We start from the raw sequence: 21,701 nt of genomic DNA, 5'->3' as shown, positions 1-21,701 counted from the left end.
ATGAAGACACGAATTATTACAGGCCTATGGGCGGGCGCAATCTTTATTACCGTCATCGCACTCGGTGGTAACGCCTTTGTTTCTTTAATGGGGATTCTCGCCCTCATTGGATTGAGCGAATTCACATTGATGCGAAAACATAAGCTGTTGGCGTTCCCATTTTTAGTGACATCGCTCCTCGTTGCTTTCCCGTTCGTCTTGTTGTTACTGGAAACGCGAATCGTCACGGGCGAGATGCCGTTCACGATTGAACAGTGGCTCGTATTAGGGCTTGTGTTATTACTGTTTTGGACAGTCGTCACAAAAAATCGATTCACGTATGAAGATGCTGGGTTCTATTTTGTATCCGCTGTCTACTTGGTCGTCGGTTTCTCAAGTTTCGCACTCGTACGCCTGTCTGACGACGGGTTGTCGAAAGTGTTGCTCATCTTGTTTATGATTTGGGCGACGGATTCTGGAGCCTATTTCACTGGGAAAGCGTTCGGGAAGGCAAAATTATGGCCATCGATCAGCCCGAATAAGACGATTGAAGGGGCAATCGGCGGAATTGTATCGGCCATTGTACTCGGTATCATCTTCGTCTGGATCGATCCAATCTTACCGGTATTAGAAGTGATTATTTTAGCCATTGTCGTTGCTGTCGTCGGACAGCTCGGTGATTTGGTACAATCCGCTTATAAACGTCAGTTCGGAGTAAAAGATTCAGGTCATCTCTTACCTGGGCATGGAGGAATCCTTGACCGGTTCGACAGTATGATTGCGGTCTTTACCGTCATTTGGGTGTTTAATCTGCTATAAGAAGGAGTGTCGAGATGAAGCGAATTAGCTTAATTGGGGCGACAGGTTCGATTGGCGTGCAGACATGTGACGTCATCGAACAGCACCCCGACCTGTTTGAATTAGAGGCGTATGCGTTCGGCACGAACGTCGATGTTGCCACGGAATGGATCAATCGACTTAGACCAAAATATGTGTCGGCGACAAGTATCGAGGTACTCGAACAATTGAAGCCGCGCCTTACATATGAACCTCTATATTTCATCGGTCCTGAAGGTCTCAAAGAGTGTGCGACGGCAGAACGCGCGGATATCGTCGTGACAGCAGTCGTGGGAGCGGTCGGTCTCGAGCCGACGCTTGCTGCGATTCAAGCAGGAAAAGATATTGCACTCGCCAACAAAGAAACACTCGTTACGGCAGGGCACCTCGTCAAGGCGGCCGTGAAAGAACATGGGGTTAAACTTTTACCGGTCGATAGCGAGCATTCTGCCATCTACCAATGTTTGAATGGGGAACGAAGAGAAGATGTTTCAAAAATTATTTTAACTGCGTCTGGCGGAAGCTTCCGTGACCGTTCGCGGGAAGAATTAGCCGACGTGACGGTTGAAGATGCATTGAATCATCCGAACTGGTCGATGGGGGCTAAGATCACAATCGACTCTGCGACAATGTTTAATAAAGGGCTCGAGGTGATCGAGGCACACTGGCTGTTCGATATCGATTATAATGATATTGAAGTCATCTTGCATCGTGAATCGATTATTCACTCGATGGTCGAATTTAAAGATGCAGCCGTGATGGCACAGCTCGGAAACCCGGATATGCGGGGACCGATTCTCTATGCGCTTTCGGAACCGAAGCGGCTTGAAATTGAGGGGAATAAGCGGTTAAACTTGAAAGAAATCGGTAAGCTACATTTTCAAGAGGCTGATTTCAACCGTTATCCGGCACTTCGGTTAGCGTTTGAAGCAGGAAGAATCGGTGGCTCCATGCCGACAGTCCTGAATGCGGCCAATGAGATGGCAGTGGACCTGTTCTTAAACGGTCAGATTACCTTCTTAGAAATTGAACGACTCGTGGAAGAGGCGATGGCTCAACATGAAGTGATTGCCGAACCGACGCTCGCACAAATTCTAGAAGTAGACCGAGCAGTACGTCAACAGATTCAGCAAGGAATTGAAGGTGGGGAATAAATCATGACGACTTTTATCGCCATCGTCCTGATGTTCGGGGTTCTCATTTCTGTACACGAGTGGGGACACCTCGTCATGGCGAAACGGGCAGGCATTCTCTGTCACGAGTTTGCAATCGGATTCGGTCCGAAAATTGTTTCATTCCGTAAAAATGAAACGCTCTATACTATCCGTCTCTTACCAATCGGTGGCTATGTCAAAATGGCTGGGGAAGATTTCGAACCGATTGAAGTACGCGCAGGGCAACACGTTGGACTTCGTTTAACCGAACAAGGCACAGTGGATCGGGTCTATTTTCAGCCGGACACCGCTACGGATGTTCAAGTCGTCGGTACCGTCGATAAATTTGACGCGACGCATGAATTAAAAGTACAGCTCCTCATCGATGAGGAAGTACGTGTCTATTCGTTAGAACGGGATACACTTCTTGTCGACCAAGGGATGGAAATTCAAATCGCACCGTATGATCGCACGTTCGGTGCCCAATCGGTATGGAAACGGGTCTTGGCGATTGCAGCCGGTCCAGCGATGAATTTTGTCTTAGCGTTTATCTTGCTCATTATCGTGGGTCTCGTTCAAGGAACGCCGACGAACGATGGTCAAATCGGTACCGTTCAACCTGATTCAGCCGCTGATGAGGCAGGGTTGATGAGTGGAGATGAAATTGTTTTGATTGAAGGCGAACCAGTCACAGATTGGCTCGACTTGCGCACGGCTCTAGCTGACCGCGCCGATACGCCAACGGATGTCACGTACGTCCGTGATGGTGAGGAGGCGACCGTCACTGTCACACCACAAGCGGTTGAACAAAATGGAGAAACGGTTGGGATTCTTGGTGTCACGAACGCATTAGAGCGTTCACCGGTCAAAGCCGTGACGACAGGTGCTGAGACGACGTGGACGATGTCCACCCTCATCTTCTCAGCCGTTGGTGATTTGGTGACGGGACAGGTTGGTGTCGATCAGTTGGCAGGACCTGTTGGAATCGTACGGATGACAGATGAAGTGGCAGCGAGCGGCTTGATCATGCTGTTGAACTGGACAGCGCTCCTTTCCGTCAACCTCGCTATCTTCAACTTGCTCCCACTTCCGGCATTGGATGGAGGACGATTGATTTTCCTCTTATTCGAAGCGGTACGAGGGCGTCCGATTGATCCGAAAAAGGAAGGATTCGTCCACTTTATCGGGTTCGCCTTATTGATGATCTTAATGTTGATTGTCACTTGGAACGACATTCAATCATTCTTTAAATAAGCTGTTTGTAGAGAAGGGAAACGTTGAACTGTATGAAACAATCTAGATTGCTCATGCCTACATTGAGAGAAGTACCGGCTGACGCGGAAGCGGTCAGCCACCAACTTCTCGTCCGTGGAGGATTCATCCGTCAAAATGCGGCAGGAATCTATTCTTATCTTCCACTCGGACATAAAGTGTTACACAACATCCAAACAATCATCCGTGAAGAGATGAATCGTGCGGGTGCACAAGAGTTATTGATGCCTGCCATCCAACCGGCAGAACTTTGGGAAGAGACGGGACGATGGGGCATTTATGGTCCGGAGTTGATGCGCTTGACTGACCGTCATGACCGTCGCTTCGCACTCGGTGCGACACACGAAGAATTGATCACGTCAATCGTCCGAGACGAGCTCAACTCGTATAAAAAACTTCCGATGAACTTGTATCAGATTCAAACGAAGTATCGCGACGAGCGTCGTCCGCGCTTTGGATTGCTTCGCGGACGTGAGTTCTTGATGAAGGATGCATATTCATTCCATGCGACACAAGAAGACTTAGACGAAGAATATACAAACATGTATAACGCGTACTCACGCATCTTCGACCGTACAGGTCTTAAGTATCGTCCGGTCGTCGCAGACTCTGGAGCAATCGGCGGGAAAGACACGCACGAATTCCAAGCACTCGCTGACATCGGTGAAGACACGATTGTTTATACCGATTCATCGAACTATGCGGCGAACATTGAAATGGCAGAAACACTCGACCGTTATGAGATGCAACAAGCTGACGTACGTCCACTCGAGAAAGTGGACACGGAAGAAAATCGCACGATTGAAGATGTGGCGAAATTCTTGAACGTCGATCCAAAGACGACCATCAAATCTGTCCTATTCAATGTGGATGGAGAGACGGTGATGGCAATCGTCCGTGGCGACCACGAAGCGAACGAGGTCAAAGTGAAGAACGCACTCGGTGGACTCGATATTCAACTCGAAGATGAAGCGAAAATCGTCGAGTTGTTCAAGTGTGCACCAGGTACGCTCGGACCAATCCATGCGCCAGTTAAAGTCGTTGCCGACTATGCGGTCAAGTATCTCGTGGACGCTGTTTGTGGAGCGAACGAAGCAAACACGCACTACACAGGCGTGAATGCCGAGCGTGACTTAGCAGAATTGACTTATCATGATTTACGTTTCGTTGTCGAAGGCGATTTAGCACCTGACGAGTCGGGTCCTGTTCGTTTCGCTCGCGGAATCGAAGTCGGACAAGTCTTCAAACTCGGGACACGTTATTCGGAAGCGATGGGAGCGACATTCTTAAACGAAGAAGGTCGTGCTGAACCACTCATCATGGGTTGCTACGGAATCGGTGTGTCTCGGACACTCTCTGCTATCGTCGAACAACATCATGACGATCGAGGAATCATCTGGCCACGAAACGTGGCGCCGTTCAATCTTCATTTGATTGCAATCAACGCAAAAGATGAGACACAAGTTGAACTTGCAAATCGTCTTTATGAAGAGCTCGGCCAAACGTACGATGTCTTGTTCGATGATCGAAAAGAACGAGCGGGCGTCAAATTTGCCGATGCAGACTTGATTGGTCTTCCGATTCGCGTCAACGTCGGGAAAAAAGCCGGTGAAGGAATTGTTGAAGTAAAAGTACGTGCCACAGGCGAAGTGATTGAAACTTCAATCGACGAATTGAAACAAGTCATCACTTCAAAATTTAGCGAAGTTCATTAATTAATGGATGAAGGTGACAGCGTAAGCGGTCACCTTCATTTGTCGAATTGGCATAAAGGGGGAAAGACGGACCCGTGGAAGCAAATCAAAAGATGCAACTATTATTAAGTGATCTTGGGATCACGACTGAGACAGACCTGTTCGACCAAGCGGAACTCTCACGACTCGTCGTCAATAAAAAACGACGCACGTGGACGTTTTATTTTACATTTCCGACAGTTTTACCGTATGACGTCCATCAATTGTTCATGAGTCGATTAGAAAATCGGTACGCGACGTTCGCTGACGAAGTGTACGCGCGATTCTCGACGGCAAAAGGTGGGAGCGAGCAAGACTATATCGACTACTGGCCACGAATCGTCAGTGAATTGAGTCAAGTGTCCGGGGCGATGCGAAGCTACTTCGGATCGGTCTCACCGCGATTTGAACAGAATAAACTGTTGATCCCGGTACGGTCCGGACCTGAGGCGAGCTATGTGGACAAAGAGCTCTGTCAAGAAGTCCAAGCGCTCTATAGCGCATATGGGTTCACGAAAAAACCGTGTCAGGCACACTTCTCTGAAGATGCCGAAGCCAGTCAGGCTTTACGTGAACAAGTTGTTCAGGAAGACATTGAGCAAGCGAAAATGGCACTTGCGGCACAATTCGCTAAAGCGACAGAAACGAATGACGAGCCCATCACAGAGATTCGGATGGGTGCGCTCATCAAAGATGAGATTGTCCCAATCAAGACGATTATCGAAGAAGAGCGCCGCGTCGCCATTCGTGGTCTCGTCTTCTCCGCGGAGCGAAAAGAGCTGAAGAGTGGGAAAAAGCTATTCACTTTCAAAATGACGGATTATACGGATTCGCTCATCGTGAAAGTGTTTGCGCGCGATGACGATGACGATCGGATGCTCAGTGCCGTCAAAAAGGGCATGTGGATTCAAACGGCAGGACGAGTCGAGGATGATTCGTTCATGCGTGAATTATGCATGATGGCGTCGCAACTCCAAGAAGTGAAAGTCGAGCCACCCCGAGATGAATGGGAAGGTGAGAAGCGGGTCGAACTCCACGCGCATACACAGATGAGTCAAATGGACGCAGTCACGAACGTGTCCGCTCTCGTTGCGCGTGCTGCTAAGTGGGGACATCGTGCGATTGCGATTACCGATCATGCTGGTGTCCAAGCGTTCCCGGAAGCGTATTATGCCGGGAAGAAAAATGACATCAAAGTGTTGTATGGGGTCGAGGCGAACGTCGTCAATGATGGCGTTCCGGTCGCATATCATCCAAGTGATGTGTCATTAGATGATGCAACATACGTCGTCTTTGACGTCGAGACGACGGGACTTTCTGCCGTCTACAATAAAATCATCGAGCTCGCTGGTGTCAAAATCAAGGATGGGGAGATCATCGACCGCTTTGAGGCGTTCGCTGACCCGAAACATGCGTTGTCGGCGACGACGATCGAGTTGACGGGAATCACGGATGACATGGTTCAAGGACAACCTGACCCAGAAGTCATCACGAAACAGTTCGTCGAATGGTGTGGTGACAGTATCCTCGTCGCCCATAACGCATCGTTCGACATGGGCTTCCTCGAGGCGACACTTCGGAGCGGAGGTCATGAACCGGATGATTACCCGGTCATCGATACACTCGAGCTGGCTCGTACGTTGATGCCGACCTTGAAGAATCACCGACTGAACACGCTTGCGAAGCGATTCGATATCGAATTGACTCAGCATCACCGTGCGATTTATGACGCGGAAGCGACAGCGTATTTGTTGATGAAACTTCTCGACCTTGCCAAACAGATGTTTGAGATGACGACGCATCGCTCGTTGAACGCCAAAGTCGGGAGTGACGTGTCGAAGATTCGTCCGTTCCATGCGACGATTTATGCGAAAAATAAAAAGCCAGGACTTCGTCATTTATATGAACTCATTTCACTCTCTCATATCGATTATTTATATCGGATGGCACGGATGCCACGTTCAGAGCTCGTGAAACGTCGTGAAGGGCTATTGATTGGTTCGGCTTGTGACAATGGTGAGATTTTTGACGCTGCTTTGAACAAGTCGGATGATGAGCTCGAGAAGATGATGTCGTTTTATGACTTTATCGAGATTCATCCGCCGGCGCTCTATCACCATTTGATCGATAAAGAGATTGTCGCGAATGAGATGGAGCTCCGTGAAATCATCAAACGAATCATTCGTGTCGCGGAGAAAGCCGAGTTGCCGGTATGTGCGACAGGGAATGTGCACTATTTGGACCGGGCCGACCGTTCGTATCGTGAGATTTTGATTCGTACCCAAGGTGGGGCGAACTTTATCAATACACGTAAAGAGTTGCCACATGCCCACTTCCGGACGACGAAGGAAATGATGGAAGAATTCAAGTTTCTAGGTGACGACTTGGCACGTGAAATTGTCATCACGAACCCGAATGCAATCGCCGATCAAATCGAATCGATCCAAATCATTCCGGATGACTTATATACGCCGAAAATTGAAGGCGCGGATGACGAGGTTCGGAATATGAGCTACGACATGGCCCGTTCGATTTATGGGGACGAGCTTCCTGAGATTGTGGAGGCGCGACTAGAAAAAGAATTGAAGTCAATCATCGGTCATGGATTCGCGGTCATTTACTTGATCTCACATAAACTTGTTAAGAAATCTCTAGACGACGGATACTTGGTCGGGTCGCGTGGGTCGGTCGGATCGAGTCTCGTTGCCACGATGACAGAGATCACCGAGGTCAACCCGCTACCGCCGCACTACGTATGTCCAAACTGTCAACATTCGCACTTCTTCAACGACGGATCGGTCGGTTCGGGATATGACTTACCGGACAAAGAGTGTCCGGAATGTGGCACGTGGTATACAAAAGATGGACATGATATTCCGTTCGAAACGTTCCTCGGATTCAAAGGGGACAAAGTGCCAGATATCGATTTGAACTTCTCGGGTGAATATCAACCGCATGCCCACGCCTATACAAAGGTGTTGTTCGGAGAAGAATATGTATATCGTGCCGGCACGATCGGAACGATTGCGGATAAGACGGCATATGGGTACGTGAAAGGATATGCGACCGAGAACGACAAGATTTATCGAAACGCTGAGGTCGATCGTCTCGTCTCTGGGGTCACCGGCGTGAAACGGACGACGGGGCAGCACCCGGGTGGAATCATCGTTGTCCCTGACTATATGGACATCGCGGACATCTCACCGATTCAATATCCGGCGGATGACAACTCGTCTGAATGGAAGACGACACACTTCGACTTCCATTCCATCCATGACAACTTATTGAAGCTCGATATTCTCGGGCACGATGACCCGACCGTCATTCGGATGCTCCAAGACTTATCCGGGATCGATCCGAAAACGATTCCGACAGACGATCCGACCGTCATGAAAATTTTCTCCTCGCCAGAAGTACTCGGAGTGACACCGGAACAGATCGAGTCGAAAACCGGCACACTCGGGATTCCTGAGTTTGGGACGAAGTTCGTCCGTCAGATGCTTGAAGAGACGAAACCGTCCACGTTCTCGGAGCTCGTTCAGATTTCAGGTCTGTCTCACGGGACGGATGTGTGGCTTGGGAACGCGAACGAACTGATTTATAACGGGACGTGTGAACTGAAAGACGTTATCGGTTGTCGTGATGACATCATGGTCTACTTGATTTACGCAGGGCTCGAACCATCGTTCGCCTTCAAGATCATGGAGTCCGTCCGTAAAGGGAAAGGTCTCACAGACGAGATGGAGTCAGAGATGCGAGAGAACGACGTGCCGGAATGGTATATCTCTTCTTGTAAGAAGATCAAATACATGTTCCCGAAAGCGCACGCGACGGCATACGTCTTGATGGCCGTTCGTATCGCGTATTTCAAAGTGCATCATCCTATCCTGTACTATGCGACCTACTTCACCGTGCGCGCCGGAGACTTTGACTTATCTGCAATGATCAAAGGTCCTCAAGCCGTCCGTAAAGCGATGTCGGATATTCGGGAAAAAGGTTTCGACGCGACAGCGAAAGATAAAGGACTGCATACGGTCCTCGAACTTGCCCTTGAGATGCTTGAGCGGGGCATGAAGTTCCAAAACATCGACTTGTATCGTTCAAGCGCGACAGAGTTCTTGATTGAGGACAATACGTTGATTCCTCCGTTCAATGCGGTCGATGGGCTCGGAACGAATGCGGCAAAAGCGATTGTCGAAGCGAGGGAGGAAGGACAGTTCCTTTCGAAAGAAGATTTACGCAAACGAGCGAAGTTATCGAAAACGGTCATCGAGACACTTGATACGATGAAATGTCTTGAAGGCTTGCCTGATGAGAACCAACTCTCATTCTTTGATTTTGGGGTGTAAGTTGCGATTTGTCGGGAAAATATGATATATTGGTATCGAACAAAGTTGGATACTACGACGGAAAGGAGTAGGGAACCCTACTCCTTTCTTGTATGTAAAAGCCAGAAGGAGGGATGAGAGTGTCCAAAATAACAGAAGTCGTTGAATCGATTGCGTTGCCAATCGTCGAACGAGAAAACATGGAATTGGTCGATGTGGAATTCGTAAAAGAAGGTCCAGACTGGTTCTTGCGCGTTTATATCGATAAACCAGGGGGCGTCGATTTAGACGATTGCGTCAATATCAATGAACAACTCTCGGAAAAACTGAACGAAACCGATCCGATTGAACAGGCTTATTATCTTGATGTCTCGAGTCCTGGTGCGGAGCGTCCGCTGAAAAAGCCGAGTGATTTCGAACGTGCTGTAGGCAAAAACGTCTACATGAAAACGTTCGCTCCGATCGATGGTGCCAAGGAGTTTGAAGGAATTTTGACGGCATATGATGGGGAAACGGTCGTGATCGAGACACGCATCAAGACGAGAAAAAAAGCGGTATCGCTACCGGTAGACAAAATTGCACAAGCCCGCTTAGCGGTCACGTTTAGTTAAGGAGAGGGAAGAAGATGGGTCCACAATTACTCACTACAATCGATCAGATTGCCAAAGAAAAAGGAATTGACAAAAATATTATTATCGACGCTCTCGAACAAGCGCTCATTTCTGCATATCGCCGAAACGTCGCGAACCCGAACGAGCATGTGAAAGTCGAATTCGACCAAGTGACGGGAGACATTCGTGTCTACGCACTTTTAGAAGTCGTCGAACGTCTCACACAACCAGACCAACAGCTCTCGCTTGAGGAAGCACATGAAATCGACCCGAACTATGAGCTCGGTGACTTCCATAAAGAAGAAGTCACACCAAGTGATTTCGGACGTGTCGCAGCGATGACGGCGAAACAAGTCGTGACGCAGAAGATGCGTGAAGCGGAGCGTGAACGCATCTACAACCACTTCGCAGATAAAGAAGACGAGATCATGACAGGGATTGTGGAGCGTTTTGATCCGCGCAACTTGTATATCGGTCTTGAGAACAACATCGAAGCAGTCCTCACTCCAAACGAACAAATGCCGAACGAGTCGTATCAGATTCATGACCGTATCAAGGTATACGTGACAAAAGTTGATTCGACGACTAAAGGTTCAGGTGCTGCGATTCAAGTGTCGCGTACGCATCCGGGACTTTTGCGCCGTTTGTTCGAACTCGAAGTGCCTGAGATTTCAAACGGAACAGTCGATGTCATGTCTGTATCGCGTGAAGCAGGTGACCGTTCGAAAATTGCTGTGCACTCGGATATCGTTGACCCGGTCGGCGCATGTGTCGGACCGAAAGGACAACGTGTCCAAACAATCGTCGACGAGTTGAACGGTGAGAAAATCGATATCGTTCGCTGGTCTGAAGACCCGAAAGAGTTCGTTCGAAACGCACTCAGCCCGGCGCAAGTCGTTGCCGTCTATGTCAATGAGCCTGCGAAGTCGACGACAGTCGTCGTACCGGACTACCAATTGTCACTCGCAATTGGAAAACGTGGTCAAAACGCTCGTCTTGCAGCGAAATTGACTGGTTGGAAAATCGACATTAAGAGCGAGACAGATGCGGAAGCACTCGATTTGTTCGATACGTTCTCTGAAAAAGTTGAATCAGAACCAGAAATTGTTCAAAATGAAGTTGAACAAGACTTATCAGATGCTTCAGTTGAAACAGCTGTGGTGAAAGAAGAGGAATGACCATGAAGCAAAAGAAACTTCCTTTGCGTAAGTGTGTGGTCACACAAGAAATGCTCCCGAAGAAAGAATTGATTCGTGTCGTTCGAACGCCTGAAGGTGACGTGGTCATCGATCAGACGGGTAAAGTGAACGGTCGCGGTGCCTACTTATCAAAAGATATCGATGTTGTTCGTCAAGCAGAGAAAAAACGAACGCTCGACCATCATTTGAAAGTGAAAACGAGCGATGACTTGTATGAGCAGTTGAAAGCTGCCGCAGGTGACGAATCATGAGTCAGTGGGAATCATTGTTAGGCCTTGCCGCTCGAGCAAGGAAAGTAACGATGGGAGAAGAGTTTGTATTAAAGGATGTGCGAGCGGGTCGTGCCAAGCTCGTCATTCTAGCCGGAGATGCAGGTGCCTCGACGAAAAAACGAGTCACCGACAAATGTGCATCTTATCAAGTGCCGCTGATTGAAGTGAGCGATCGCTATACAATCGGTGCTGCACTCGGTAAAGATATGCGTGTCGTCGTATCGGTGACAGAATCCGGATTTGCGAACAAGCTTAAGCAACTTCTCTCTTAACTATTAACGGAGGTGGATGCTTTGGGAAAACGCGTCTATGAATTTGCAAAAGAACAGAATGTAACGAGTAAGCAAGTCATTACTCAACTAGAAAAATTGAACAAACCGGTGAAAAACCACATGGCCGTCCTCGATGATGAGACAGTCAAACAGTTGGACCGTGTGTTCAATCCAGAAAAATATCGTGCTGAGAAGCAAGCTGAAGCGAAAGCGACTTCAACTTCGAACGAGCCGAAACAAGAGAAAAAAGAACAGTCACGTCCGCAAGCGACGCAACAAAACCGTGGCGGTCAAAACAACCGCGGTGGTCAAAATCGTAACGACAACCGCAACAACGATCCACGCAATAAAAAACGTGGAAAAGGGAAAGGTAAAGGCAAGCCGGTAAAAGCGGCTGTGCCACAAGAAGCCGATCCAAATTCGAAGACAAGTCAGCGTAAAGCGGCTCGTCTCGCTCAAGAAGCAGAGATGGGGAACGTCATCAAGTATGAGGATGTGCTCAGTGTCTCTGACCTCGCAGAGAAAATGAACAAAAAGCCAAACGAAATCATCATGAAGTTGATGGGTCTTGGTGTGATGGCGACAATCAACCAGACACTCGATGACGAAACAATCGAATTGCTCGCTTCAGAGTTTGGTTTTGAAGTAGAAAAAGAAGTCGTCGTCGATGAGACAGACTTCGAAACAGTTGAGATTGACTTCTCACAATATGACCTTGAAGAGCGCCCAGCGGTCGTTACAATCATGGGTCACGTCGACCACGGTAAAACGACACTCCTTGACTCAATTCGTAACACGAAAGTCGTTGCAGGAGAAGCGGGTGGGATCACGCAACATATCGGTGCGTACCAAGTGTCTGTAAACGACAAGAAAATCACATTCCTCGATACGCCAGGTCACGCGGCGTTCACAACGATGCGTGCACGTGGTGCGGAAGTGACAGATATCGCCATCATCGTCGTTGCGGCTGACGATGGCGTCATGCCACAAACAGAGGAAGCGATCTCGCACGCGAAAGCAGCGAACGTTCCAATCATCGTTGCAGTCAACAAAATGGACAAAGAAGGGGCAAACCCTGACCGTGTCAAACAAGAGTTGACTGAGTTCGGTCTCATTCCGGAAGAGTGGGGCGGCGAAACGATTTTCGTTCCGATTTCTGCGATTAAAGGTGAAGGAATCGATGAGTTGCTCGAGATGATTCTTCTCGTATCTGAAGTCGAAGAATACAAGTCGACGCCAGACATGCCAGCTCGTGGATCAGTCATCGAAGCAAAACTCGACAAAGGTCGTGGACCTGTTGCAACGCTTCTCGTTCAACACGGTACGCTTCGTATCGGTGACCCAATCGTTGTCGGTAGCACGTTCGGTCGCGTCCGTGCAATGGTCAACGACATCGGTCGTCGTGTGAAACAAGTCGGTCCATCTACACCGATTGAAATCACAGGTTTGAACGATGTCCCACAAGCCGGTGATCAGTTCATCGTGTTTGAAGATGAGAAGAAAGCACGTGCAATCGGGGAAAAACGTTACCAACGTTACCTCGAGTCACAACGCCGTGAATCAGCGAAAGTCAGCCTTGACGATTTGTTCAGCCGTATTCAAGAAGGTGAAGTGAAAGACTTGAACGTCATCATTAAAGCAGACGTACAAGGTTCGGCTGAAGCATTGGCTGGTTCACTTCGCAAGATTGATGTCGAAGGCGTCAAAGTTAACATCGTTCACCAAGGTGTCGGTGCCATCACAGAAGGTGACGTCATTCTCGCATCAGCTGCGAACGCCGTCATCATCGGTTTCAACGTACGTCCTGACGGTAACGCCCGTTCGATGGCTGAACAGGAAAATGTTGAAATGCGTCTCCACCGCATCATCTACAACGCGATCGAAGAAATCGAGAGCGCGATGAAAGGGATGCTTGACCCTGAGTTTGTCGAAGAAATCACTGGTCAAGTCGAAGTCCGTGACGTCTTCAAAGTATCGAAAGTCGGTACGATTGCAGGTTGTTATGTGACTGAAGGTAAAATCACACGTGATGCGGGTGTCCGTGTCATTCGTAACGGAATCGTCGTATATGAAGGCAAGCTCGATACGCTTCGCCGCTTCAAAGATGACGTAAAAGAAGTTGCGACTGGTTATGAGTGTGGGATTAAAGTAGAAAAATTTGATGACATTAAAGTAGAAGATGTTATTGAAGCGTTCGTCATGAAAGAAGTCGAACGGAAATAATGTGAGGAGGGATCACGTATGAAAATTCGTGCCCAACGTGTTGCCGAGCAAATGCGTAAAGAGATTACAGATGTCTTGTTACGGGAAGTGAGTGACCCACGGACAAAGAACGCTACAATTACGAGCGTTGATGTGACAGGGGACTTACAACAAGCAACGGTCTACTATACCGTGCTCGGTGATGAGGAAGATGTGAAAGCAGAAACGCAAGCAGGTCTCGACAAAGCGAAAGGATTTATCCGTCGCGAAATCGGGAACCGCATCCGTCTTCGTAAAACACCAGAAATCTCGTTTGAATACGATTCTTCGGTCGCATATGGTAGCCATATCGATTCATTGATTCGTGATTTGAACAAAGACCAATAATTTGAAAGGGGAGACATCGTTCTCCCTTTTTTGTATGGAGGGATGAAGTTGGAACCGAACGGAGTGCTTGTACTCGATAAGGACCGAGGCATGACGAGTCATGACTGCGTGTTCAAGTTACGAAAGTTGTTTCAAACGAAAAAAGTGGGTCATACGGGCACGCTTGACCCGGAAGTGACAGGCGTATTACCAATTTGTTTAGGACGGGCCACGAAGTTATCTCGTTTTATCACGGATGAGGGCAAGCGTTACGTGGCCGAGGTGACAATCGGGACGGCCACTATGACCGAGGACGCTCATGGCGAGGTCGTAGAACAGAAGACAGTCACACCGAATGAGTTGGTCGAGTCACAGATTGATGAAGCGATGCAGCAATTGATCGGAACGATTGAACAGATTCCACCTTATTATTCAGCGGTCAAGGTCAATGGGAAGAAACTATATGAGTACGCCCGCAAAGGTCAAACCGTGGAACGCCCCCGTCGGATGGTCGAGATTCACCGTCTGGAGCGGACGAGCGAGTTAACGTTTGAAGAAGGAGTATGTCGTTTCCAAATGGAAATCGATTGCGGAAAAGGGACGTACATTCGTACGCTCGCCGTACAAATCGGGGAGAAACTCGGTTACCCTGCTCATATGAGCGAGCTGAGACGCACGAGTTCCGGCTCATTCGAAGAAGCGAACGCTGTATCCCTCGAACAGTTACAGGCATTAGAGACGGTCGAAGAACGATTGGCGCATGTCATCCCACTCGAAGAGGTCATCAAACGTTGGCCAGCCATCACGATTCCAAAGAATCGAGAACGGTATATTCGGAATGGTGGCAAGCTGAACGGCGTTTCGCTCGAATTTGAGTTATTTACTGTCTATAATGAAGAAGGAATCCCTCTTGCTTTATATCGAAGACAAGATGGAACGACAGACGCTACAGTCGAGGTCATGCTGGCCATCGACTAAGGGGGAAATTGACAGTATGGAAACAAGACATCTCACCTATCCAGAAACGCCTGACCTGTATCCATCGGTCATGGTACTCGGTTTTTTTGACGGTGTTCATAAAGGGCATCAAGCCGTGATCAATCATGCGAAGCGTGTTGCAGCGGAGCATAACCTTCCGGTGACGGTCGTCACGTTCGACCCACACCCGAAACAAGTACTCTCAAACAAACCCGACGCGGTCCGTTATATCACACCGCTATCCCGAAAATTGAAACGAATCGAAGCGCTCGGGGTCGAGCGATGTCTCGTCTTGACCTTTACGAAAGAGTTGGCTGGATTATCTCCTCAACAGTTTGTCGACGATTATTTGATTGCTGCTGGAGCCGTACACGTGACGGCAGGATTTGATTACTCGTACGGCAAGTTCGGTGAAGGGACGATGGAGACACTCCCATACCATTCTCGCGATCAGTTCACGACGTCCATTGTTACAGAACAGACGATGGATGGAGAGAAGGTTTCATCGACGCGAATTCGTAAATTATTGGCTGAAGGCTACGTTGACGCGGCTCAAGAGTTACTCGGTGCCCCTTATGTCATCTGCGGTGAAGTCATTCACGGAGATGCGAGAGGGCGTACAATCGGGTTCCCGACAGCAAACGTGTTGATGGACGCCTCATACGTCATGCCACGACTCGGCGTGTATGCGACACGTGTCACGCTCCCTGATGGTCGGACGTTCGAGGCGATGACCAACGTTGGGCGTCGTCCGACGTTTTATGAGACGGGAGCAGTCTCTGTCGAAAGCCATCTCTTTGACTTTTCGGAGGATTTGTACGGGCAAGTGATCGAAATCGAGTGGGTTCAGTATATTCGTAACGAGCGAGCGTTCGATGGGTTAGATGCATTGGTCGCTCAACTGAAACAGGATGAGGTATCGGCACGCTCAATCCTATCTTGACTTTCGGTTGCGGTTACGCTATCCTTGTCAAGTACGCAAAGTACACCGTTTCGCTTGGCTGGTCGATTCACCAACGCCGGCTCGGCAACGCGGCAATTTTTAATTAAATGGAGGTGGAGAGGCAATGGCACTCTCAAAAGAACGTAAAAACGAAATTATCGCGGAATACGCGACTAAACAAGGTGACACTGGTTCACCGGAAGTACAAGTGGCAGTGTTGACTGAACAAATCAACACATTGAACGCTCACCTTCGTACACACAAGAAAGACCACCACTCACGTCGCGGTCTCTTGAAAATGGTTGGACGTCGTCGTAACTTGCTTACGTACCTTCGTAACAAGGACGTTACGCGCTACCGTGAATTGATTCAACGCCTCGGTCTCCGTCGTTAATCGATCGAGACTGTTTAACGGGCTGGGACAACGTCCTAGTCCGTTTCTTGTTTGTTAAGAGGAAAATGATTAGACATTCGTAAGATAGAGTTACATAATAAACTAGATAAGGTTTGAGAGGAGAATGTACATGTTAGGTACGAAACAAGTATTCTCTACAGAGTGGGGCGGACGCCCATTGTCTGTAGAGGTCGGTCAACTTGCGAAGCAAGCAAATGGCTCGGCGCTCGTTCGCTATGGTGACACGGTCGTCCTTGCGACAGTAACGGCTTCAAAAGCACCAAAAGATTTAGACTTTTTCCCATTGACGGTCAACTATGAGGAGAAACTTTACTCGGTAGGTAAAATTCCAGGAGGATTCCTTCGCCGTGAAGGACGTCCGGGGGAAAATGCGATTTTGACATCACGTCTCATCGACCGTCCGATTCGTCCACTCTTCCCAGATGGATTCCGTCATGACATTCAAGTCATGATTTATGTCATGTCGAACGATCCAGATTGCTCGGCGGAGATGGCGGGAATGCTCGGAACGTCAATCGCACTTTCGATCTCAGATGTACCGTTCGATGGTCCAATCGCAGGTGTGACGGTCGGACGTGTTGATGGCGAATTCGTCGTCAACCCAACGACAGCTCAAATGGAGAAAACGGATCTTGAGCTTCAAGTTGCAGGTACATCGACTGCCATCAACATGGTTGAAGCTGGCGCGAATGAAGTACCAGAAGATGTCATGCTTGAGTCGATCTTATTTGGACATGAAGAGATCAAGCGTTTGATTGCGTTCCAACAAGAGATTGTTGATGCAGTCGGCAAACCGAAGTTTGAATATACGGTCTCGAAATACGATGAGGCACTCACAGCAGAGCTTGAAGCAGCTCGTCCTGAAATCGTTGAAGCGGTTCAAGTGGAAGAAAAACATGCCCGCGATGAAGCAATCAACGAAGTGATTGCGAAATACGTGACGATGTATGAAGAGCGCCTTGCTGATGAGCCGTCGAAACTTGGTGAAGTTTCGGGCATCTTGAACAAATTCGTCAAAGATGAAGTCCGTCGCTTGATCACGGTCGACAAAGTCCGTCCAGACGGTCGTCGCCCAGATGTCATCCGTCCGCTCGCATCAGAAGTCGGATTGCTTCCACGCGCACACGGTGTCGGTCTCTTCACACGTGGTCAAACACAAGTCATGTCGGTCGCAACACTCGGTGTCATCGGCGATGCGCAAATCATCGACGGAATCGGCTTAGAAGAGAACAAGCGCTTCATGCACCACTACAACTTCCCACCGTTCTCGGTCGGAGAAGCACGTCCAGTCCGTGCACCAGGTCGTCGTGAGATTGGTCACGGGGCACTCGGTGAGCGCGCACTCTTGCCAATCATTCCAAAAGAAGCAGACTTCCCGTATACGATTCGTCTCGTCTCGGAAGTACTTGAATCAAACGGTTCAAGTTCACAAGCTTCAATCTGTGGCTCGACGCTTGCCTTGATGGATGCAGGTGTACCAATCAAAGCGCCGGTCGCTGGGATTGCCATGGGCCTCATCATGGAAGGGGAGCACTACACGGTCTTGACAGATATTCAAGGTCTCGAAGACCACCTCGGCGACATGGACTTCAAAGTTGCCGGAACGAAAGATGGGATTACAGCCCTTCAAATGGATATCAAGATTGCTGGAATCACGCGTGAAATCTTAGAAGAAGCGCTTGAGCAGGCACGTGTCGGTCGTCTACACATCCTTGACCATATGCTTGAAACATTAGACACACCACGTACACAATTGTCGAAATATGCACCGAAAATCGTGACGATGACAATCAATCCGGATAAGATCCGTGATGTGATTGGACCAGGTGGTAAGATGATCAACAGCATCATCGACCAAACAGGCGTCAAGATTGACATCGAACAAGATGGTACGGTGTTCATCGCCTCGACAGACCAAGAAGGCATTGATCTTGCCATGAAGATGATCGGGGACATCGTTCGCGAAGTCGTCGTCGGCGAAGTATTTGATGCAACGGTACGCCGCATCGAGAAGTTCGGCGCGTTCGTCGAACTCTTCAAAGGAAAAGATGCACTCGTACACGTTTCTGAATTCAGTCTCGAGCGTGTCGCAAACGTTGAAGACGTTGTGAAGCTCGGTGATACGATTCAAGTCAAAGTCACGGAAATCGATGATAAAGGTCGTGTCAACGCGTCGCATAAAGCGCTCATCTTAGAAGGCTTATCTCCTGAAGAGCGTGAAGCGTATGAAGCGAAACGGAAGGCTGCACGTGAAAGCCGTCCACCTCGTGAAGGCCGTCCGCCACGTCGTGACGGGGACCGTCGTCCACCGCGCTCGACAAATTAATTATTCTGGCCATCGTCTTGGTGCGATGGCCTTTTTCATAGGAGTGAGAATATGGAATGGATGACACTACAAAATGGTATCCGCGTCATCATCGAACCGATTGAAGGTTCTCGCAGTACGTCAACAGGTGTCTTTATTAAAGCTGGGACACGAACAGAGTCATTTGAAAACATCGGAATCAGTCATTTGATTGAACATATGTTATTTAAAGGAACATCGACGAAAAACGCGAAAGAAATCGCTTCCTTTTTCGATGAGCTTGGTGGAAGCGTCAACGCCTTCACCTCAAAAGACCATACTTGTTTTTACGTGAAGACGCTCGACGAGCATGCGGTCATGGCGCTCGACGTCTTGACGGACATGTTGTTTGATTCGGTACTCGATGAGACAGAACTCGAAAAAGAGAAACGTGTCGTCGTGGAAGAAATCAAAATGTATGAGGATACACCTGAAGATCTCGTACATGAGCTATTGGCAGTTGCGGCATATCGTGACGATATCCTCGCACAACCAATCCTTGGAAGGGAGGAGAGCGTCAATCGATTGACACGCGACCAACTCGTCGATTATTTACAAGAACGGTACGTGGCAGAAGAAATCGTCGTCTCCATCGCAGGACATGTCTCTGAAGAGTTGATGGAGGCAGTGAAGCGTAGGTTTGCCAACATCCCTTCTAGGGAATCGTCGAAAGAACTCAATCAACCAGAACTGTTCCATGATACGTTGACGAAACGTAAGGAGACAGAGCAAGCACATCTCTGTTGGAACTATGAAGCCATCTCGGCAACGGATGATCGTTTACCGCACTTGGCACTGATGAACAACGCCATCGGTGCAACGATGTCCTCACGGTTATTTCAATCGATTCGTGAAGAAGAAGGATTGGCCTACTCGGTTTACTCATACTATACGACGTTTGCCGATCATGGGACGTTTACAATCTATGTTGGAACATCTCCAGACACGTTGAATCAAGTCGAAGTCATTCTAGAAAGAGAATTGAAGCGTTTGTTCGAAGAAGGATTGACGGATGAAGAAGTCGAGAAAGGGAAACGCCAATTGAAAGGTTCGCTCGTTCTCGGGAATGAAAGCTCGAGCGCTCGGATGAATCGGAATGGTCGGAACTTGTTACTACTTGATGAAGTGGAGCCGATTGAACAAGTGATTCAAAAAGTGGAGAAAATCAAGCGTGATGAGGTCAATGCGTTGATTCGTGAAGTGTTGACACATCAGCCAGCGAAGTCATACGTCCTCCCAAACGAAGCGTGACTTGAAACCGAATTGTAAGTTCTCTACACTGATTAAGAGGTATTCTTTAGTTTGGATAGGATACAGGTGAAAGAAGGGAAAGACTTGAACTTAACGGATTTAGTGAAGACGATACAACTCATTAACCAACCAAATCTTGAAGGCATCGTGGTGACTCACGTGACAACCGATTCTCGGGAAGTAGTCCCGGGAACGTTGTTTGTCGCCATTAAAGGCTATACGGTCGATGGACATGAATATGCGGCTCAAGCAGTGGAACGAGGGGCAGTAGCGGTTGTCAGTGAACGACCGCTCGAACTTTCCGTTCCAAACTTGATTGTGCGCGATAGTTCTCGTTCAATCGGTCTTTTGGCTTCGGCGTTTTATGCGTATCCTTCTGAACAGATGCGACTGTTTGGAATCACTGGAACGAATGGTAAAACGACGACGACCACGATTTTACGGGATGTCCTAGACGTCCTCGGACACTCCACTGGCCTGATCGGCACCGTCGAGGTACGAATCAATGACAAGGTCGTACCGAGCAAGAATACGACACCGCAAAGCTCAGAACTGCAACAACTACTGGCACAAATGCGTGATGAAGGTGTGACGGACGTCATGATGGAAGTCTCTTCACACGGTCTTGAGCTCGGGCGTGTCATCGGTACGGATTTTGATATCGTCGGATTTACGAATTTGACGCACGATCATCTCGATTTTCATGGAACGTTTGAAAATTACGCCCGTGCAAAGGGATTGTTGTTCGCTCAACTCGGTCAAATGGCATCACGTGGGAAGGTTGCCGTCTTGAATGCGGATGATGCACAGAGCGCTCTCTATGAGACGATGACAGGTGCTAAAGTGTTGACATACGGAATCGACACAACGGCCGATTTGATGGCGTCAGAGATTGAACAGACGTTGTCTCAAACGAGCTTTGTGTTGAACTATCAAGGCAAACGCCTACCGGTGACCGTACAGTTTATCGGTCGTTTCAACGTGTATAATTTGTTGCTTGCGACAGGTTGCCTCCTCGCAGCAGGATACTCATTAGAACAAATCGCTAGAGCGATTGAAATGATTCATCCAGCCAAAGGACGCATGCAGCGCCTAGACGTGCCTGGGTACAACGTATACGCAGACTATGCCCATACACCCGACGGCATTGAACAATGTTTGAAATCGCTCGTCGGTGTACCGAAAGAGAAAATTGTCTTTTTAATCGGTACGGGCGGAAACCGTGACGTGACAAAACGTCCGGCAATGGGTGAGATGGCATCGACTTACGCTGGGACAGTCATTATTACAACGGACGACCCGCGTTTCGAAGCATATGAATCGATTACAAAAGGAATTGCGGCCGGAATGACACATGACAACTATGTGGAAATCGGCGACCGGGAAGAAGCAGTCCGTTACGCGGCAAGTTTAGCCAAACCAGATAATATCATCGTGTTAGCAGGAAAAGGGCATGAAAAATATCAAATTATCGGAAATGAGAAATTGCCACTCGACGAAGAGGCGATTGCCCGAGCGACCATTTTGAATACGGAGGAAGCATGA

Annotated in this window: 17 protein-coding genes; all 17 read left to right on the top strand. The window is 48.6% G+C overall.

All coding sequences use genetic code 11. The features are described from left to right. The 17 genes from PQI28_RS00695 to PQI28_RS00615 all read left to right on the top strand — a co-directional run bounded on the left by PQI28_RS00695 (position 1) and on the right by PQI28_RS00615 (position 21,701). Positions 1 to 798, top strand: coding sequence for a phosphatidate cytidylyltransferase (locus PQI28_RS00695; RefSeq protein WP_214783728.1), 798 nt, complete (start codon positions 1 to 3; stop codon positions 796 to 798). A 14-nt stretch (positions 799 to 812) separates the two neighbouring features. Beyond that, positions 813 to 1,970: a 1-deoxy-D-xylulose-5-phosphate reductoisomerase gene (dxr, locus tag PQI28_RS00690; protein ID WP_214691839.1), complete on the top strand. Its 1,158-nt coding sequence runs from the start codon at positions 813 to 815 to the stop codon at positions 1,968 to 1,970. Between the two features lie 3 nt (positions 1,971 to 1,973). Continuing rightward, on the top strand, positions 1,974 to 3,224 hold the full coding sequence (rseP, locus tag PQI28_RS00685) for an RIP metalloprotease RseP (RefSeq protein ID WP_339962330.1): 1,251 nt from the start codon (positions 1,974 to 1,976) through the stop codon (positions 3,222 to 3,224). A 32-nt stretch (positions 3,225 to 3,256) separates the two neighbouring features. After that, positions 3,257 to 4,957: a proline--tRNA ligase gene (locus tag PQI28_RS00680; RefSeq protein ID WP_339962636.1), complete on the top strand. Its 1,701-nt coding sequence runs from the start codon at positions 3,257 to 3,259 to the stop codon at positions 4,955 to 4,957. Between the two features lie 74 nt (positions 4,958 to 5,031). After that, the gene (locus PQI28_RS00675) at positions 5,032 to 9,324 is read left to right on the top strand and encodes a PolC-type DNA polymerase III (RefSeq protein WP_339962329.1); all 4,293 of its coding nucleotides are present in this window, start codon (positions 5,032 to 5,034) and stop codon (positions 9,322 to 9,324) included. 119 nt (positions 9,325 to 9,443) lie between these two features. Next, positions 9,444 to 9,914: a ribosome maturation factor RimP gene (gene rimP / locus PQI28_RS00670; RefSeq protein WP_015881425.1), complete on the top strand. Its 471-nt coding sequence runs from the start codon at positions 9,444 to 9,446 to the stop codon at positions 9,912 to 9,914. Between the two features lie 14 nt (positions 9,915 to 9,928). Further along, positions 9,929 to 11,092: a transcription termination factor NusA gene (gene nusA, locus PQI28_RS00665; protein WP_339962328.1), complete on the top strand. Its 1,164-nt coding sequence runs from the start codon at positions 9,929 to 9,931 to the stop codon at positions 11,090 to 11,092. Then, on the top strand, positions 11,089 to 11,364 hold the full coding sequence (rnpM, locus tag PQI28_RS00660; RefSeq protein ID WP_214875499.1) for an RNase P modulator RnpM: 276 nt from the start codon (positions 11,089 to 11,091) through the stop codon (positions 11,362 to 11,364). Before nusA ends, rnpM begins: the two co-directional genes overlap by 4 nt. Beyond that, a complete protein-coding gene (locus PQI28_RS00655; RefSeq protein ID WP_015881428.1) occupies positions 11,361 to 11,657 on the top strand; it encodes a YlxQ family RNA-binding protein in 297 nt (98 codons plus the stop codon). The genes rnpM and PQI28_RS00655 overlap by 4 nt, the downstream gene beginning before the upstream one ends. Before the next feature lie 21 nt (positions 11,658 to 11,678). Next, positions 11,679 to 13,880, top strand: coding sequence for a translation initiation factor IF-2 (infB, locus tag PQI28_RS00650; RefSeq protein ID WP_214691844.1), 2,202 nt, complete (start codon positions 11,679 to 11,681; stop codon positions 13,878 to 13,880). Between the two features lie 18 nt (positions 13,881 to 13,898). Then, the gene (gene rbfA, locus PQI28_RS00645) at positions 13,899 to 14,246 is read left to right on the top strand and encodes a 30S ribosome-binding factor RbfA (protein WP_015881430.1); all 348 of its coding nucleotides are present in this window, start codon (positions 13,899 to 13,901) and stop codon (positions 14,244 to 14,246) included. A 42-nt stretch (positions 14,247 to 14,288) separates the two neighbouring features. Continuing rightward, a complete protein-coding gene (gene truB / locus PQI28_RS00640; protein ID WP_251125572.1) occupies positions 14,289 to 15,203 on the top strand; it encodes a tRNA pseudouridine(55) synthase TruB in 915 nt (304 codons plus the stop codon). Between the two features lie 16 nt (positions 15,204 to 15,219). Then, the gene (locus PQI28_RS00635) at positions 15,220 to 16,146 is read left to right on the top strand and encodes a bifunctional riboflavin kinase/FAD synthetase (protein ID WP_214783713.1); all 927 of its coding nucleotides are present in this window, start codon (positions 15,220 to 15,222) and stop codon (positions 16,144 to 16,146) included. A gap of 124 nt (positions 16,147 to 16,270) precedes the next feature. Next, a complete protein-coding gene (gene rpsO, locus PQI28_RS00630; protein WP_074034662.1) occupies positions 16,271 to 16,540 on the top strand; it encodes a 30S ribosomal protein S15 in 270 nt (89 codons plus the stop codon). Between the two features lie 130 nt (positions 16,541 to 16,670). Beyond that, positions 16,671 to 18,887, top strand: coding sequence for a polyribonucleotide nucleotidyltransferase (pnp, locus tag PQI28_RS00625; RefSeq protein ID WP_339962327.1), 2,217 nt, complete (start codon positions 16,671 to 16,673; stop codon positions 18,885 to 18,887). 51 nt (positions 18,888 to 18,938) lie between these two features. Continuing rightward, a complete protein-coding gene (locus PQI28_RS00620) occupies positions 18,939 to 20,156 on the top strand; it encodes a M16 family metallopeptidase (protein ID WP_339962326.1) in 1,218 nt (405 codons plus the stop codon). 51 nt (positions 20,157 to 20,207) lie between these two features. Next, complete coding sequence (locus PQI28_RS00615) at positions 20,208 to 21,701, top strand: UDP-N-acetylmuramoyl-L-alanyl-D-glutamate--2,6-diaminopimelate ligase (protein WP_339962325.1); 1,494 nt, start codon at positions 20,208 to 20,210, stop codon at positions 21,699 to 21,701.

The sequence above is a fragment of the Exiguobacterium sp. USCH10 genome (assembly GCF_037619445.1).
Lineage (GTDB): Bacteria > Bacillota > Bacilli > Exiguobacteriales > Exiguobacteriaceae > Exiguobacterium > Exiguobacterium aestuarii_A.
The sequence above is the reverse complement of the archived record's forward strand: the minus strand, read 5'-3'. Positions and strand labels throughout refer to the sequence as shown.

Coding starts and splice junctions, on each gene's coding strand:
- PQI28_RS00695 (WP_214783728.1), top strand. CDS start 1: ATGAAGACACGAATTATTACAGGCCTATGGGCGGGCGCAATCTTTATT.
- dxr (WP_214691839.1), top strand. CDS start 813: ATGAAGCGAATTAGCTTAATTGGGGCGACAGGTTCGATTGGCGTGCAG.
- rseP (WP_339962330.1), top strand. CDS start 1,974: ATGACGACTTTTATCGCCATCGTCCTGATGTTCGGGGTTCTCATTTCT.
- PQI28_RS00680 (WP_339962636.1), top strand. CDS start 3,257: ATGAAACAATCTAGATTGCTCATGCCTACATTGAGAGAAGTACCGGCT.
- nusA (WP_339962328.1), top strand. CDS start 9,929: ATGGGTCCACAATTACTCACTACAATCGATCAGATTGCCAAAGAAAAA.
- rnpM (WP_214875499.1), top strand. CDS start 11,089: ATGACCATGAAGCAAAAGAAACTTCCTTTGCGTAAGTGTGTGGTCACA.
- PQI28_RS00655 (WP_015881428.1), top strand. CDS start 11,361: ATGAGTCAGTGGGAATCATTGTTAGGCCTTGCCGCTCGAGCAAGGAAA.
- rbfA (WP_015881430.1), top strand. CDS start 13,899: ATGAAAATTCGTGCCCAACGTGTTGCCGAGCAAATGCGTAAAGAGATT.
- truB (WP_251125572.1), top strand. CDS start 14,289: ATGAAGTTGGAACCGAACGGAGTGCTTGTACTCGATAAGGACCGAGGC.
- PQI28_RS00635 (WP_214783713.1), top strand. CDS start 15,220: ATGGAAACAAGACATCTCACCTATCCAGAAACGCCTGACCTGTATCCA.
- rpsO (WP_074034662.1), top strand. CDS start 16,271: ATGGCACTCTCAAAAGAACGTAAAAACGAAATTATCGCGGAATACGCG.
- pnp (WP_339962327.1), top strand. CDS start 16,671: ATGTTAGGTACGAAACAAGTATTCTCTACAGAGTGGGGCGGACGCCCA.
- PQI28_RS00620 (WP_339962326.1), top strand. CDS start 18,939: ATGGAATGGATGACACTACAAAATGGTATCCGCGTCATCATCGAACCG.